Here is a 17634-nt window from a genome sequence, read left to right on the forward strand (position 1 = left end):
TTTCTTTGATTATTTTAATCCGGTCCATTTCCACTCGGCAACTTCCGGCATATCCACACCAACATCATGGATATACGTCTTGTGCTCGACCAGTTTATCCTTCATCTTCTGAATCAGGAACGCGCCCTTATTGCCAATCTGAGGCATATTATTTACCATCGCAATGACAAGGTTGAAGCGGTCAATCTTGTTTTGCACACGCATATCAAACGGTGTTGTGATGGTACCTTCCTCATGATATCCATATACATGAATATTGCGATTGTGTCTGGTATAAGTCAGCTCGTGAATCAGTGTCGGATAACCGTGGAATGCAAATACAATCGGCTTATCCTTGGTAAAGAGTGAATCATATTCCACATCGCTCAATCCGTGCGGATGCTTGTTGCTTGGCTCCATTTTCATCAGGTCTACTACATTGACAAAGCGGACTTTTACCTCCGGCATTTCTTTATGCAGAATATCAACCGCTGCCAAAGCCTCAAGTGTCGGAGTATCACCGCAGCATGCCAATACGATATCCGGTTCTTCTCCGGTATCGGTGGATGCCCAATCCCAGATGCCGATACCCTGTGTACAATGCTTCACAGCCTGCTCCATGGTCAGCCATTGCGGTCTCGGATGCTTGCTCGCCACAATTGCATTGACATAATTCTTGCTCTTTAAGCAATGATCCATGGTCGAAAGCAGACAGTTCGCGTCCGGTGGCAAATAAAGCCTTACCACATCTGCCTTTTTGTTGGAGATATGATCCAGGAATCCCGGATCCTGATGTGTAAATCCATTATGATCCTGCTGCCATACATTTGAAGTCAAAAGCAGGTTCAGGGATGCTATCGGCTGTCTCCATGAGAGAGAATTGCATACTTTCAGCCATTTTGCATGCTGTGCTGCCATCGAGTCAATGATACGGATAAATGCTTCATAACTTGCAAAGAATCCGTGGCGTCCGGTCAGGAGATATCCCTCGAGCCAGCCTTCGCACATATGCTCGGAAAGCATGGAGTCCATAACACGGCCATCCTTTGCGAGGAACTGATCGGTGCCTTCCTCGATTGGGTTGTTCCAATCTCTGTTTGTCACCTCAAATACTTTGTTCAAACGATTGGACATCGTCTCATCCGGTCCGAAGATACGGAAGTTTCTCTGCTCTTCATTCAATTTAAAGACATCGCGGATATATCCGCCCAGTTCAATCATATCCTGCTTTTCCACAGCTCCCGGTGCAGGAACATCAATTGCATAATCCCGGAAATCCGGTAGGCGCAGGTCACGCAACAATTTGCCGCCGTTTGCGTGAGGATTGGCGCCCATACGTCTGTCCCCTGTCGGAGCCAGCTCTTCCAATTCCGGAATCAGGCGGCCGTTCTCGTCAAACAGTTCCTCCGGATGGTAGCTCAACAGCCAATCCTTCAGAATGTCCATATGTTCAGGCTTGTCCATCATAACCGGTACCTGATGCGCCTGGAATGAGCCTTCAATCTTGTTTCCGTCCACAACCTTCGGTCCGGTCCATCCCTTCGGTGTGCGCAATACAATCATCGGCCAAACCGGTCTGGTTGCATCTCCTGTTGTTCTGGCATGTTTCTGGATTGCCTTGATTTCATCCATAACAGTATCCAAAGTCTCTGCCATCTTTCTGTGCATTTCCTTTGGATCAGAGCCTTCAACAAAATACGGCTTCCAGCCATTTCCCTTAAAGAATGCTTCGAGTTCTTCATGTGACAAACGCGCCAGAATGGTCGGATTTGAAATCTTAAATCCATTCAGATGCAGGATCGGCAATACCGCTCCATCCGTAATCGGATTCAGGAATTTGTTGGACTGCCATGAAGTGGCAAGCGGTCCGGTCTCTGCCTCTCCGTCTCCGACTACGCAGGTCGCAATCAGATCCGGGTTGTCAAATACGGCACCAAATGCATGCGCAATCGAATAACCAAGTTCTCCGCCTTCATGGATGGAACCCGGATTCTCCGGTGCCACATGGCTTGAAATACCACCCGGGAAGGAGAACTGTTTGCAAAGCTTTTGCAGTCCGTTCAAATCACGACTTACATTCGGATAAACTTCACTGTATGAACCCTCCAAATAGGTATTGGCAACGAAAAAATTGCCTCCGTGTCCCGGTCCTGAAATCAAAATCATATCCTGATCGTATTTCTTGATGATACGATTCATGTGTACATAAATAAAATTCTGTCCGGGAACAGTTCCCCAATGTCCCACAATTTTCTTTTTAATATGCTCTTTCTTGAGCGGCTCACGCAAAAGCGGATTGTCAAGAAGATACAGCTGTGCTGCTGCCAGATAATTGGTTGCACGCCAGTAGGCGTCCATTTTGGACAAATACTCATCCGTAATTTCGTATTGGCTCATATTACCTCTCCTCATATATTGTTAAAAATTTATCTATCAACCAAATCATATCTTTTGGGAGAGGCTGATGGCAATTCTATTCTTGTCATTTCATTCCGAATTATTGCCATAAATCATGTGGTATTTTGCTTACTTTAAGCGTAAATATTTGTTTTTCCGCAAATTTGCGCGGTTTTTTTGCAATCAATGAAGCAATAATTGCATGTTTGCGATTATCAATTTATAAAGTAATCACGCGTGGCAAGGTCGTATAGCTTTGGATCATTAGTGATGGGTTTTCGATTTTGCGTACAATCATGTCGGCCGCCTGCAGGCCCATGTCATATACATTGATGTCCACCACCGTCGGCTGTGGATCAAGAATCGAAGTATAAGGATAGATATCAAATGTCAGGAAAAACAAATCCTCCGGCACGCGGATTCCCAGTTCAGCCAAGGCCCGTGCCGCACCGACTGCAATTGTATTATTCTCGCAGACAATTGCCTTCGGTGGCTCCTGCATTGCAAGGAGCTGCCTTACCGCATCATACCCTTCCTGCCAGGTTGAATTCGTATGAATTACATATTCCGGCGAAATTTTTTTATGATGTTTGAGCAGAACCGCTCGAAAACCACGCTCACGTTCTTTGGAAATCAATTCATTGCGCCTGCCTCCGATAAATGAAACCGGTGAAACATCATGATTGACCAGATAATCTGCCGCATACTGGCCTGCAAGCAAATGATTGGTGTCCACCCAGCAAAGGCGATTGTCAAATTCCGGGTGCCCGATGACAATATGTGGGAATTCATGATCTATGATCAGATTTGCAATCTCCTGATTGATGACGGAACCGTGGATGACCACGCCATCCGCACTCTTGCGGGCAATGATTTCCGCAACTGTTTCGCGCGGATGTTCATCATCTGAAATGTCCATCATTGTCATGGTGTATCCCTGTCTGGCCAAATTGGTGAACACGCCGCACATAATATCAAACATATGCGGATTGCGATATGCTTCCCCTTCTGCCAGTGCTGTCAGATAAATGATATTTCGCGTGGTGCCGCGCGCAAAGCTGACCGCACGCGCATTTGGCGTATAGTTTAGTGCAAGAATGGATGCATGCACGCGATCCTTCGTTTCTTGGGAAATCGTTTTCCAATCATTCAGCACTTTTGAGACAGTTGACACGGACACTCCGGCATGCTTAGCAACATCTTTAATTGTGACAGCCATTGCAGTTCCTCACTTTCAGCTTGTTTTTTTGTCAGTATAACACAGCAAGAAATTTTGCACAAAATGATTTTTTTAGTATAGCGGTTTCCTAATAAATCATCATTCAAATTTCATTTTTTTCTTGCCGCTGCCATTCATTCATGCAAATAATATGCCTATAGCAACAAACTATTTCTAAGGAGGAACGGAAAATGAAAAAGAAACTTGTTAGCTTACTTCTTTGCTCTGCACTTGTGGCAACCACATTTGCAGGATGTGGAAAGAGCGACAAAAATGACACACAGGGGGCAACTGACACAAAAGACACTGCGAAGACAGACGATGCCATCGCTAATCTGATTGCTTCAACCGACAAGCCGGTTGATCTGACACTTTGGTGTTCCGAAACCAAAGAATATCAGACTGTTATGGCAGAATTGGTTGAGGATTTCAAGAAACAGTATCCGGATGTCACCTTTAATATCACCATCGGCGCTGAATCGGAAGCCAACTGTCGCGATGATGTTTTGAAAGATCCTGAGGCAGCTGCCGATGTATTTGTATTCCCGGATGATCAGCTTTACGATCTCGTAAATGCAAATGCATTGCAGAGTCTGGATACTTCCTATACCTACGACCCACATGAAGCCAATGCCGAGCAGACTGTTGCGGCAGCAACCATGAACGGAAAGCTCTACGCATATCCGCTTACCGCATCAAACGGCTATTTCCTCTTCTACAACAAAAAGTATTTGTCAGAAGAAGATGTTAAGAGTTGGGACAGCATCTTAAAAGTTGCGGAAGAAAACAAGAAAACCGTCGGAATGGAAGTGTCCGGCGCATGGTATCTCTACGGATTCTTTGCAGGTGCAGGACTTGAAATGAAATCGGAGGATGGTATCAAGAACACCTGTAACTGGAATGCAACCGACACCGAAATAACCGGAGCTCAGGTAGCAACTGCAATTGCACAGATTTGCAAAAGTCCTGCTATGAAGAACTGTGTCAATGAAGATGCACAGTCCTTCGCAAAGGACGGTGAGATGATTGCCGATGTCAATGGCACCTGGGCAACCAATGCTTTCAAAGAAGCTTACGGCGATGATTATGCAGCAGCAAAGCTTCCTACATTCACAGTTGACGGAAAACAGATTCAGATGGGCTCCTTTGCCGGATACAAATTCATGGGTGTCAATTCATACTCCAAGAATGCCGGATGGGCTATGCTGCTTGCTGAATTCCTGACCAGTGAAACCAGCCAGACCAAGATTGCACTTGCAACCGGTGAAGGTCCTTCCAACCTCGTTGCCGCATCTTCTGATTCCATTGCATCTGCTCCGGCACTTCACGCACTTTCCGAGCAAGCTGAGTTCGCTGATTTACAACGCGTTGGTGACAATTACTGGAATTCTGCGGCTACACTCGGACAGACATTGGCCGACGGAAGCTATGATGACATTCAGAAAGCTTTGGATCTTGCAGTAGAAGGAATTACACAGTAAAATCGTACACCAATTATGATAAAAGAAGCTATCCTGCATATGCCACTTTCTCAATATGCATATGCAACAACAGAAACAAATTTCACTCTTCGTATCCGTACTGCCAAAGGTGATGTGGAATCGGTTTGTGTCTATTACGGCGACCGTGTCGCAATGACCGAACCGGTTCCGGTCACTCCGGTACAGATGAAGCAATGTGCGCGTGATGATTTGTTTGACTATTACGAAGCCAGTATTCAAACAGATTTTACGCGTGTATGCTATTATTTTTCCCTTACATCCGAAGGAAAAACATACTATTATTATTCCCGCGGATTCTGTGAACAAATGCGTGCAAACCGCATTGAATATTTTCAATTTCCTTATTTGCGGCGTGAGGAACTGATGACCGAGCCGCACTGGGTCTATGATTCTGTGATGTATCATATTTTTCCGGACAGTTTTGCAACAAGTAAGGCACAGCTCTCCGGTCAGCCACAGTCCTGTGGACAATCGCACAGTCATTTGGGCGGAACCATCCGTGGAATTACAGAGAATCTCGATTATCTGCAATCTCTCGGTGTCAATTTGATTTATCTGAATCCAATTTTTGCTGCCAATTCGTACCACAAATATGATACGATTGATTATTTTAAAATCGATCCATGCTTTGGTAGCAAGGATGACTTTCGCCAATTAGTCAAGGAATTGCACAGACGCAATATGCGTATCATTTTGGACGGAGTATTCAATCATTGTGGGCCTGACTTTTTCGCATTTCGCGATGTCATAGCCAATCAGAAGCAATCCGCTTACCGTGATTGGTTTTATCAATTAAATTTTCCCATCCACTATTCTGACCCACCGAATTATGAATGCTTCGCCTATGTCAAAGAAATGCCGAAGCTCAACACGAGTCATCCCCAGGTGCGGGACTTCATCTGTCAAGTCGGCACTTATTGGATTCGTGAATTTGATATCGACGGCTGGCGACTTGATGTCGCCAACGAGGTAGATCATGAGACCTGGCGTGCCTTCCGTCGTGCGGTCCGCGCGCTGAAACCGGATGCGTTCCTGATTGCCGAGATTTGGGAAGATGCAGATGTATGGTTGCGTGGAGACCAGTTCGATTCGGCTATGAATTATATGTTTACGAATCTTTGTCGCGACTTTTTTGCGACTGCTACCATCGATGCAAGGACTTTCGATGAACAATTTCAAAAAGCGCTGATGCGATATCCAACTCCGATTGCGTCTGCGCAGATGAATTTTTTGGATTCACACGATGTGCCTCGTTTCCTTCATCATTGTGGCGGCAATTGCGACAGACTGCGCCTCGCGCTCTTTTTCCTGATGACTGCACCTGGAATCCCATCCGTATTTTACGGAGATGAATGTCTGTTAACCGGAGATACAGAGCCTCAATACCGCGCAGCCATGCGCTGGAACCCGAACGAACAGCCATTAAAGGAGACTTTATCCGAATGGATTCATCTGCGCCTTTCACATCCGTCATTGACGCGAGGCAATTACCGGAGCATTTATACTGACAACGATGGGGGCTATGCATTCAAACGAGAATATGTATCCACAGATGGCACAGCAGAAACCGCGCTTGTCATCCTCAATAATTCCGATTGTACACGAACCATCCGGCCGGATGATTCCTGTGAACCGGTCACTTTACAAGCTTATGAAGGAACTGTCCTATTCCTGACATAATAAAAAGCCATGTTTGCTTTTTCAAACATGGCTTTTTTCCCAACCCGGATTATTCTTTTCCAATCATCTTGTCTTTCAATGCAAAAGCAATGATTGTAGAAATCAGTGATAATACGGAGAATACAATAAATACCATCGTATAGCCCTTTATCTGCTCTCCGACAGTTGTCAAAATCGCCGGAACAATGAGCAATGCAAACGAACGGATTCCCACTACCAGCGGCACCATCAGTTTGTTTGCCTGTGGGAAGTCATAGCGTCCAAAAATCTGGATGGTAAAGCTCGGCATCAAATTGCCAAGTCCACCTAACAGACAGGAGTACATTACCACAGAAATCAAAGTGATTGGACGATTGACCGTAGCCATTCCAATCAAAGCCACTATCATCATTGCAGTCCAGCAGATAGAGAAAATTTCTACCGCACGCTTGGTTCCGATCTTCTGATCAATCCATCCCCATGCAAAAGAAGCAAAAATACCAATGATGGACGAAATGGTCAGCCACATGATTGCCTGTGTCTTTTCGAGTCCCACACATGCCAGACGCGGAACCATCTGACTGGTCACACCAATCAGTCCGATAAACAAGAATCCAAACAATACGGTCAGGCCCCATAATTCTTTTGAACATAACAATTTCTTGAAGGTGTAATCTGATTTGTAATCACGAATCAGCTTCAGGTTTGCTTCCTTTTCTTCTTCCGTAATCGGTTCATTGTCCGGATAAGCCCCCGCCTCTTCCGGATAATTCTTGAAGAAAACTGCTGTGATAATTGCAAGCAGGAAGCAGATTCCCATCATCAGTGTGAATGGTGCACTCAAACCGGCCTTTGTAATCAGCACCTGGAATACGCCTACCATAATTGCACTGGAGAAGCACATTCCCATGGTCGACCAGCCAAGCGCCAGTCCCTTTTTCTTCGGGAACCAGTTGTTCATAATCTGCTGTGTGGAAACCAGATTCAATGCATCCGAAACTGCAGTGATCATGACTACCATAACCGCATACATTGCCACACTATTGGCCTGTCCATTCAAAAACCAGATGATTCCGTAAATGACCAGTACTGCAACCGTAGGCCACTTTACTTTGCATCGTGCAACAATCTGACCCAGAATCAATGCAACCGGAATTCCAATGAATCCACCGATTGCCGAATAAATCAGCAATTGTTGCCAGCTCTGCCCCTCCATACCAAAGCGCATATGACCAAAGGCCTCTACGCTGACATTGAGGGTGTCCGGAGGAGTGGCTGAAAACATATACAGAAACAGGACATAGATAATGACCAGCCAGCCCTTCTTCCCAAAGTTACTTTTTGTGTTCATAAAAAAAACCTCCTTATGTAAAAATACCTTACATAAAGAGGTTAACAGACATTGCATCAAAACACTATGCAAATATTATTCTTTTTGCAATTATAGCATTATAAATAATGCTCCAAAATTTTTGCAAAGCCTTCGAGGCCTTCCCGATCCTCTTCACTGAACCGTCCAATCAAGGGACTGTCAATATCGAGTACCCCCATCACTGCTCCGCTTGCATCATGAAGTGGTACCACAATCTCGGAATTGGATGCACTGTCACAGGCAATATGTCCCGGAAATTCATGCACATCATACACCAGCTGTGTCTGATCCTGCTGTGCCGCGGTTCCGCAGACACCGCGTCCCAGTGCAATCTTTGTACACGCGGTCTTGCCCTGGAATGGTCCAAGCAAAAGCTGTCCTTCCTGCATCAGATAAAAACCTGCCCAGTTCAGATCTTCCAGCGCGTCAAACAACAATGCGGATGCATTGGCCAGATTGGTGATCGGATAAGACACATCTTCGCAAAGTGCCTTTAATTGTTCGCAAAGCAATGAATAATTCATGTTTCCTCCGTAGGCGTCTCCTAGCTTTCACAGACTGTAAGGTCAATGGTCACCGAATCCATTCCCGGCACACGGATAATCACCTTTGCAGGACCGGTTTCTCCGGTTGTTTTCACATAGACACCGGTTGCACCTCCGCGGAATGAAACCACATCCGGTCCAATCACAGCAATCGGTCCCTCAGTCTGAATGCTTGCAGCTTCGCCATAATAATATAATTGATTCTCATGCTCATCCGTAACAGACAGACGGATTTCTGCCACATCATACGAATGCACTTCTTTCAGTGTATCCTTTGAGAGCTGATATTTCAACTGCATTTTGGTCATCGGCATCTTCGTCACAGAAGCAACTACCTCGCCATCGCAGATTGCATCAAAACGGTAGCTGGTCGACTTGCCGCCCCAGTCTCCAATGTATTTATTAAACAACGGAACTGCCAACTTTGGATCCATATGATAAACCGCAACCAGTTTTGCTGCCATCTTTGCCAGCTTCGGTGTCATGCCCATTCCGTGAATGGCCACATAATTCATCATATCTTTGACCGCCTGCGCCTGTTTCGGCTTGAAATTCTCGCCCTTCTCAATCGCATCACCGATATAGTCATCAATCGCAATCGGGCCGCGACGGAGTGCCGGAGTCAGAGACCGGTTCGCATCATATTCTTTGATAAAACGATCATTTTTGTACATGCGAATCGCGTCTGCATTGGTCAGCATATAGGTTTCCGTACGGTTACATGCCGGATGCTCTCCGATATCCATAGAAGAAAGCACACTGATAAACGGATCTTTGCTGCAATCTCCCTGCGCGCGGTATACTGCTGCTGCCGGCTTCGCATTTCGGAACATATCGAGTACTCCATGGTAGCAAATGCGGTCTCCCGAACCAAAATCTTTATGTGTATTATAGTCAAACATGCACCAGCCAAACGAACCAGCGCTTTGCTCCTGCGATGCCACTTTGTTTAATACGGTTGCATGGCGAAGCATATGCTCGCGCTTTTGTTCCTCATCATCAAACATCTTGGTCGGATACATATGGCCGGCATATTCGGATACGAGATAACCTTTGCTCATGTCTGTTGTGACATTTTTCTTTTCCTGGGCGCCTTCGCCGGTTCCATCATAAGAGAAATCGTTAAAGGTATAGACATCTTCAAGCAGATTGCTCTTTTTGATAAAACGGACGCCTCCGGTCATACGGGTATTGTCGAGTTCATGCGCAAGCGCATTTGTCTTCTCATAGAGTGCGTCATCATCCTGGGATTCATTGATTCGTACTCCCCAGAGGATGATGGACGGATGGTTGCGATATTGCACAATCATCTCGCGGACATTCTGCAGGGCCTGCTCTTTCCACTGCGCATCTCCGATATGCTGCCAGCCCGGAATCTCGGTAAATACCAACAATCCGATTTCATCGCAGCGATCAATAAAATACTGCGACTGTGGATAATGCGAAGTACGGACTGCATTGAGTGCCAGCTCATTCTTTAAGATATCCGCGTCCAGCTCCTGCATGGACTGTGGCATCGCATAGCCGACATACGGATAACTCTGATGGCGATTCAGTCCACGAAGTTTGACTTTCTTTCCGTTTAAATAGAATCCATCTGCGCGGAAAACGGCCTCGCGGAATCCGAAGCGCACTACTTTGGTATCGCAGATTTTTCCCTGTTCTTCAATTGTCACCTTCAGCACATACAATGCCGGGGATTCCACCGACCATTCTTTTACTTTTAACAATTCCCGGTGAGTATGGAATTTTTGCGATTCGATGGTTCCCTCATAATTCCACTGTTCCACCGGATTTCCGGTTTCATATTCGCATAACTCATAGGAAAGTTTTAAGTTCTTTCCTTTGCATTCTTCAGAAAGAAGATGCTCTACTTCTAACCGATAAGAATCCTTTCCCTTTCGAAAAGGTTTCGCAAACACATCCTCGGTATGCAGTTTCTCACCGATTTCCAGATAGACATCACGATATAAACCACCATAGGTCATATAATCAATTACCAGACCAAACGGCGGAATGTTCAAATCCTCCCGGCTGTCCAATCGAACAGTAATCTCAACTGTTGCTTCTTCCATAAAATCTGATAAGTCTGCAGAAAAAGCAGTATATCCACAGTCATGCTTTGCAATCTCTTTGCCGTTTGCAAATACAGTTGCCGAATGTGCCGCTCCTTCAAAAGTCAACAAAACTTTCTTTCCGCGCCACTCGCCCTTTGGCACCAAAGTCATGCGATAGCCGCTGAGCATTTGATAACTGTGTTCGTCAAAATAATTGTATGGGGTCTCCACAACCGAATGCGGAATGCGGACTTTCTCGTATTGTTCGCTGCCATATTCAGGGGTAAATTCCCATGCGTCATTCAGATAAATCTTCTCCATGTTTATCCTCCTATCTCATCTAACCCCATTGTAGCATAGAAAATCCCGAATTGGAAACTATTTTTATTCATTTCGTTTTCGCGATAATTACTCTATTCTGCCTTCCTGAATATGAATCATCGTGTCGCACAAATCATCCAATTCATCTGCATGATGGCTTGTCACAATCATAATCGCTTGATGCTCTTTGGCATATTCCTTGAAATATTGTTTCATTTTCGTTGCAGATTTTGCATCCAAGGCATTAAACGGTTCATCCAAAAGCAATACTTTCGGCTCTTCCATAAAGGCTTGTGCAATGCACAGTTTTTGCTTCATACCAAGAGAATATTTGCGAACAGCTTTATTTTGATAGTTAGATAAACCTACGAATTCCAGCATCTTGTCTATCTCTTCAAGCCCGATTTTCTTTTGTATTCTTGATAATTCATACAGGTTTTCGCGTGCGGTCATATATGGAACAAATCCAATTGCGTCTCCAACCATTCCAACCGAAGGAAGAAAATGACCTTTCTTCTTTGGTTGGCCCTGCACCAGAATCTCTCCTTCTGTCAGATCATACAATCCTGCTATGGTTTTTAAAAGAACTGTTTTTCCGGACCCGTTTTCTCCAACCAAACCATATACATGCCCTTCCTCAAATTTATAATTTACCCGGTCCAATACAATCTGATCTTTATATTCTTTTGTTAAATCTTTTAACTCAATCATAATTTCTCTATCCTATCCCTTCCGGAAAAGATGATCCATCCCATCAAGACACATGCAATCAAGAGTTGATAACCAACCTGAAACCACTGCGTATCACGGTGAGTCACATAGATTCCACCAATAAACGGAACCCATGGCTGATTCCATCTCGCAAGAATCATGTGTCCTAACATAATCACAAAAAATGGATATCCAATATCTCGCTGACTTCGCCATGATAACAAGATTGACAGCAAAATCAATCCAACATCCATCAGCGCCAGATTACATAATAATTGAACTTCAAACCGTTGCGGCAATCGTTTCATCCATAACAGGAAACACATCCCAATCAAAACAAAATAGCAAAAGCATTGACTGGCTATTCGCATATATTGCCTGCAAACCCATGTGTGAAATCGTTGGCCTCTCAATAAGTACTGAATTGCATAACATTTTCGCTTTTGAAAATAGTAAAATGCCAAACCCAGAATTGGAAGTTGAATTCCTAAATATAGAAATAACCATAAATCGAAATGTTCAAAGCCAAAAATCATTTCAAATAAATTTTCGACTGCGACTTCTTTTGCCAATCCGCAATAAAGAAAGGATATGCCAAGTGACGAAGCGGTGATTATCATCCAATCCCGATAATGCCATACGCGCGTTCTCATTCGTACTTTTGGAAAAGATATCATCGATTTACAATAAATCCATGTGATAAGCAGAATCATCTGGATGATCCAAAATCCGCATACCTTTGGCACAAAAACATCTTGCCAAAGTGCGTTAATCCATAAAACTTTTGAAATTGGATAACTCTGAAAATTGGAACTGCCTGATATTCCGACATTTACCATTAATAAAATCAACAACAAAATCAGCGGTAGCTTTTCATTACGCAAATATTGACGACATAATAATTCCAATAGCCCCAATATCATTCCAAAGAAATAAATACGTATCAATAATGAAAACATACAATAAATCATCTGTTTCCCGGATTCTTTGTCTGGCACCCATGGTCCAATATTTGAAACCGCAAATACAAGCAATGCAGTTCCAAATGCCAACAGAATCAAACCAATTACCGATGCCGTCATTCTTGCGATTATCGTTGCAAATACTTTCATTCGATTCTGTTTACGCAACATGCGTGTTGCGTTCCCGTCATATAATTCAACTACAAAATGATTACAGACAAGAAAGGATATTCCAAACATCAGTAATAATGTAAATCGATCCAGTATTACTTCCGTCACCCATTCAGATAAAGTGATTCCATCCCAAGATTGCAGGACTAGATAACCTTCCATCCAAATCAAATATACTAATGCGATTACATAATATTGCTTATTCTTTCCGCCGATATTCATAAATCCAAAGTCCCACTCCGATTGCCAAAACAATAAGATCCATAATCAACACTCGATATAAACTGATATCTGCCTGTTCTGAGGGGCAAAAAGTCAGAAGAAGATTATTCTCACCTCCCATAATTGCAGATAAAATGCATATTCCAAACGGAATCAACAAAGTAAGAAATTCATTTTTTACAATCGTTGATATTCCAAGCGCAAAAACTGCCATGGATGCCCCGGCAATTGCAGTTAATAACACAATCAAAGCCATATATAATTTCGGATTTTCTTCTGCGAAATGTGTCATAAAAGAGGTTACGGTATCCCCCGATTCATCATATAGAGACGCAGAACATGGATTGTTCATCCACAGATAAATGGAGAAGAATGCTACCGGAACCGCAAGCGAAAGCGAACCAGTCAGTGCTGACTTCCACAGTTTTTCAATAGAATAACACTTATTATGCTTTCGCAACCGCTGGGATGAAAAATAACCGCTTTTCTGATCCGATACATAGCTGGTCGCAAAAGGCACTGTTGCCAGCACTGGGAAGAATATTCCCATCCAGCTATCCAAACCACATCCCATAGCTGTCATCAATGCGTTAATATTGTTGTCCTTACCGATTACAAACCAGATATTTCGCGCTCTGTAATCTGCATAAAACAGTAGGACAATTCCAACCACAATCGATGCAAGAAGAAAAAAATGTCTTTTTAAATAATAATTAATTTTCACCTTTTCTCCCTTTCCATAGCCCAAAACCAATCAGCATAAACAAAAACGGAAAACTTCTTGTTCCTAACAGAGTCCAGCCCAACGGGAGATCCATGTCCTCTAAAACTTCGATTCGGCTTTCCCAAAACATCCATACTTTCAGGTAAGTAAATGCAAGTATATATGCCAGCCAGGAAGAAATAATCAAAATGCTGTTAATCATCAAATATTTCTTCTTGGACTTTTCTTTAAACAAGTATTCATACGCCAGCAGGCCTGAAATGAATGCAAACAGAGCCCAATACCATAGGGTGTCCTTTTTGAAATAAGTTTCATAGTACCCACTGCAAGTTGGCGCATACCCTTGATTATCAATTAAGTCTTGATACCATAACAAATGATCTAGCTTATCCCAGTATTCCTGCTCCTGATCAGATAATCTGAATTTAAAATCACTAATTACGCGTACCTTTTTTACAGCATCCTCCCAGACTCCATCCTCTTCCATTTCTTGTTTCTTCTCCTGCAGTTCCGGAGATAAATCCTCTTCTTCGACAAGGACCCATTCATTTTCCCATACGCAAAAAGCCTGCCATTCATCAAACGATTCGATCCCATATAGGTGCATATACTCATCTCTTTGAAAAGCAGGCTCTAATTTCTTTTTTAATTCTTTTATATCTTGCGCAAATAAATCAATCTCTTCCCCGGATATGTTTGCTCCATATTTTTCATAAAGGCAGACACAATCTTGAAGTCTTAAGGTCTTATTCAAATCAAGGTCTGGCAATAGAGCCCAGAAATTTGAAAGAACATAATAAATGGAGAGAAGTATGATTAAAATCCAAATCTTTTTTATTTTCTTTTTCATTAATATTGATTAGGTGTCCAATATCCGCTATATTTGTCTCAGATTACAATATAATCCTAGCATTTTCTCAGTTTTTTATCAAACACTTTGACCGCATTTATGCGCATTGTCAGAATTGTCCCACAAATAAAATCACTGATATTATTTCAGTTTTTGTCCCTAAAACAATAAGATGGATAAGATTCTAAAATCTTACCCATCTCATAAGCAACATCTTATTTGTTTGCGACATCCATTCGAATCAATGCTTTACGCAACGCAACTTCTGCACGGCGTAAATCCAAATCGTCTGATTTTTCCTGGATACGGCGCTCTGCGCGCTCTTTTGCTTCTTCTGCACGCTTTACATCGATTTCATCCGGCCATTCGGCAACTTCTGCAAGAAGTGTAACCTTCTCGCCGAGAATCTCTGCAAATCCGGCATGAACTGCTGCCACCTTGGAATCGTCCCCGTTATGAATGGTTACGGCTCCCGGGGCAAGCACCGTTGTAAGCGGAATATGATTCTTATAGATACCGATATCCCCTTCCGATGTGGTAAACTCCAGAAAATCAGACTCTCCTTTAAAGAAGATTCGATCCGGTGTTATGATTTCGACATCGAATTTGTTTCCATCTGCCATAGGATCACCTCCTATTGCATCTTTGCACGAACTTCATCGATTGTTCCGACATTCAGGAAATATCCTTCCGGTACGTCGTCTAACTTACCATCGAGAATTTCCTGGAATCCACGAATGGTCTCGGCAATCGGAACATATTTTCCGTCAAGTCCGGTAAACTGGGTTGCAACGTTAAACGGCTGTGAAAGGAATCTCTGTACCTTTCTTGCACGGCTTACAACCAGCTTATCTTCCTCGCCAAGTTCATCCATACCAAGGATGGCGATGATATCCTGCAATTCTTTATATTTCTGAAGAATCTCCTGTACGCCACGCGCAACCTGGAAATGCTCTTCTCCAACAATACGCGGATCAAGAATACGCGAAGTCGATGCAAGCGGATCTACTGCCGGATAAATACCAAGCTCTGCAATAGAACGCTCCAATACGGTAGTTGCATCCAAGTGTGCGAATGTGGTTGCCGGTGCCGGGTCAGTCAAGTCATCCGCAGGCACATATACAGCCTGAACGGAAGTGATGGAACCATTCTTGGTAGAAGTGATTCGCTCCTGAAGAGCACCCATTTCTGTCTGCAAAGTCGGCTGATATCCTACTGCGGAAGGCATACGGCCAAGCAATGCGGATACTTCGGAACCTGCCTGTGTGAAACGGAAGATGTTGTCGATAAACAAAAGCACATCTTTTCCACCGCGGTCACGGAAGTATTCTGCCATGGTAAGTCCGGTTAAGCCAACACGCATACGCGCTCCTGGCGGCTCGTTCATCTGTCCGAATACCATACAGGTCTTGTCGATAACGCCGGATTCCTTCATTTCGTAATACAGGTCATTTCCTTCACGGGTACGCTCTCCTACACCGGTGAATACGGAATATCCACCGTGCTCGGTTGCGATATTGTGAATCAATTCCTGAATCAATACGGTCTTACCTACTCCGGCTCCACCGAACAGACCAATCTTTCCACCCTTTTGATATGGGCAGAGAAGGTCAACGACTTTAATACCGGTTTCAAGCATCTCCTGAGAGGTTGCCTGCTCTTCAAACGCCGGCGCCGGTCTGTGAATCGGCCAGTGCTCCTGCGTCTGTGGAGTTTCGATATCGTCGATTGCATCGCCTAGTACATTAAAGATACGGCCAAGGGTCTGCTCTCCAACCGGTACGGAAATTGGTGCGCCGGTTGCAACTGCATCCATTCCTCGAACGAGTCCGTCCGTCGGTCCCATGGCGATACAACGAACTGTATCATCACCCAGATGCTGTGCGACCTCAATCACCAATTTGCCACCCTCTTTGCGGGTAATCTCAATTGCGTCATTGATTTCAGGCAGCTGTCCCTCTTGGAATTTGACATCCAATACGGCACCGATAATCTGGGTAATCTTACCAACATTTCTATCTGCCATTTTATTTCTCCTTATTATGTCTTTCATTTACGCCGAAACCCGATTATCCGATTGCATTTGCACCGGCAATAATTTCGGTAAGTTCCTGCGTAATGGAGCCCTGACGGGCTCTGTTATATTTCAGTGTCAGATCACTAATCATTTCTTCTGCATTGCTGGTTGCGGAATCCATTGCCTGCATTCTTGCTCCGTTCTCTGAAGCAACGGCTTCCACAAGGGCTCCGTAGAACAAACTTGTCACATATTTCGGGATGATTGCGTCGAGTGCTTCTTCTTCATTTGGTTCAAAATTCATCAGAATATGATTCTGCGAATCTTCCTGCAAATCAGCCTCATCAATCTCCACAGGAAGCAGCTTAATCAGCTTAGGTTCCTGTGAAACGGTGTTTTTGAAATGCGTATAAGCCAAATATATCTCACCGACTTCTCCATCTGCGAATGATTTGAGCACCTGCTCACAAAGTGCCATTGCATCCGGATAGGTCGGATCTTCCATCACATCGGAAGCATTCTGTGCAATATGATATCCACGGTGATTCAGGGCATCCGCTCCCTTTCCGCCGACTGCATAAATATCCACATCCTCTTTCTTCCAATCACTTTCTGTAATCAATTTCACGACATTGGAATTGTATCCACCGGCCAGTCCACGATTCGAGGTAATCACAACCACAGCCTTTTTTGAGGTATCTTTCCCGGTCAAATAAGGGTGATTGATATTTTGGGACTTCGAAAGCATGGAACAAACTGTATGATACATATAATTAAAATATGGATTGGTCTGTTCTGCACGCGCTTTTGCTTTCTGCAATTTAACGGTAGAAACCAGCTTCATCGCATTGGTGATCTGCTGCGTACTTGAAATACTGCTTTTTCTGCGTTTAATGTCTCTCATTGAGGCCATAAACTATCACCTA

14 protein-coding genes are annotated in these 17634 nt (G+C 43.9%); 2 read left to right on the plus strand and 12 right to left on the minus strand.

Annotation, left to right across the window (positions count from 1 at the left end; genetic code table 11):
- Window positions 1-9: 9 nt before the first annotated feature.
- Window positions 10-2376 carry a phosphoketolase family protein gene (locus tag CSX02_RS04780; protein WP_031543934.1) on the minus strand — a complete coding sequence of 789 codons (2367 nt, stop codon included), beginning with the start codon at window positions 2374-2376 and terminating at the stop codon, window positions 10-12.
- 220 nt (window positions 2377-2596) lie between these two features.
- Complete coding sequence (locus tag CSX02_RS04785; protein WP_099385821.1) at window positions 2597-3595, minus strand: LacI family DNA-binding transcriptional regulator; 999 nt, start codon at window positions 3593-3595, stop codon at window positions 2597-2599.
- Between the two features lie 191 nt (window positions 3596-3786).
- Between CSX02_RS04785 and CSX02_RS04790 the strand changes: the two genes are divergently transcribed.
- Both CSX02_RS04790 and CSX02_RS04795 read left to right on the plus strand, forming a co-directional pair.
- The gene (locus CSX02_RS04790; RefSeq protein WP_099385822.1) at window positions 3787-5076 is read left to right on the plus strand and encodes an extracellular solute-binding protein; all 1290 of its coding nucleotides are present in this window, start codon (window positions 3787-3789) and stop codon (window positions 5074-5076) included.
- Between the two features lie 15 nt (window positions 5077-5091).
- A complete protein-coding gene (locus CSX02_RS04795; RefSeq protein WP_099385823.1) occupies window positions 5092-6777 on the plus strand; it encodes a glycoside hydrolase family 13 protein in 1686 nt (561 codons plus the stop codon).
- Between the two features lie 49 nt (window positions 6778-6826).
- Here CSX02_RS04795 and CSX02_RS04800 read toward each other — a convergent pair whose 3' ends face one another.
- The 10 genes from CSX02_RS04800 to atpG all read right to left on the minus strand — a co-directional run bounded on the left by CSX02_RS04800 (window position 6827) and on the right by atpG (window position 17621).
- Entirely contained in the window at window positions 6827-8107 is a 1281-nt protein-coding gene (locus tag CSX02_RS04800) for an MFS transporter (protein WP_031543939.1), read from the minus strand.
- 98 nt (window positions 8108-8205) lie between these two features.
- Window positions 8206-8652, minus strand: coding sequence for a GAF domain-containing protein (locus CSX02_RS04805; RefSeq protein ID WP_099385824.1), 447 nt, complete (start codon window positions 8650-8652; stop codon window positions 8206-8208).
- 20 nt (window positions 8653-8672) lie between these two features.
- On the minus strand, window positions 8673-11051 hold the full coding sequence (locus CSX02_RS04810; RefSeq protein ID WP_099385825.1) for a glycoside hydrolase family 2 protein: 2379 nt from the start codon (window positions 11049-11051) through the stop codon (window positions 8673-8675).
- 87 nt (window positions 11052-11138) lie between these two features.
- The gene (locus tag CSX02_RS04815; RefSeq protein WP_242970414.1) at window positions 11139-11762 is read right to left on the minus strand and encodes an ABC transporter ATP-binding protein; all 624 of its coding nucleotides are present in this window, start codon (window positions 11760-11762) and stop codon (window positions 11139-11141) included.
- On the minus strand, window positions 11759-13117 hold the full coding sequence (locus tag CSX02_RS04820) for a hypothetical protein (RefSeq protein ID WP_099385827.1): 1359 nt from the start codon (window positions 13115-13117) through the stop codon (window positions 11759-11761). The genes CSX02_RS04815 and CSX02_RS04820 overlap by 4 nt, the downstream gene beginning before the upstream one ends.
- The gene (locus CSX02_RS04825; RefSeq protein ID WP_099385828.1) at window positions 13095-13841 is read right to left on the minus strand and encodes a hypothetical protein; all 747 of its coding nucleotides are present in this window, start codon (window positions 13839-13841) and stop codon (window positions 13095-13097) included. Before CSX02_RS04825 ends, CSX02_RS04820 begins: the two co-directional genes overlap by 23 nt.
- A complete protein-coding gene (locus CSX02_RS04830; RefSeq protein ID WP_099385829.1) occupies window positions 13831-14691 on the minus strand; it encodes a hypothetical protein in 861 nt (286 codons plus the stop codon). Before CSX02_RS04830 ends, CSX02_RS04825 begins: the two co-directional genes overlap by 11 nt.
- A gap of 215 nt (window positions 14692-14906) precedes the next feature.
- Entirely contained in the window at window positions 14907-15314 is a 408-nt protein-coding gene (gene atpC / locus CSX02_RS04835; RefSeq protein ID WP_099385830.1) for an ATP synthase F1 subunit epsilon, read from the minus strand.
- An 11-nt stretch (window positions 15315-15325) separates the two neighbouring features.
- Window positions 15326-16717: a F0F1 ATP synthase subunit beta gene (gene atpD / locus CSX02_RS04840; RefSeq protein WP_031543943.1), complete on the minus strand. Its 1392-nt coding sequence runs from the start codon at window positions 16715-16717 to the stop codon at window positions 15326-15328.
- Between the two features lie 43 nt (window positions 16718-16760).
- Window positions 16761-17621, minus strand: a complete 861-nt coding sequence (atpG, locus tag CSX02_RS04845; protein WP_099385831.1) for an ATP synthase F1 subunit gamma — start codon at window positions 17619-17621, stop codon at window positions 16761-16763.
- Between the last annotated feature and the right edge of the window lie 13 nt (window positions 17622-17634).

It is taken from the genome of Agathobacter ruminis, assembly GCF_002735305.1.
Taxonomy (GTDB): domain Bacteria; phylum Bacillota; class Clostridia; order Lachnospirales; family Lachnospiraceae; genus Roseburia; species Roseburia ruminis.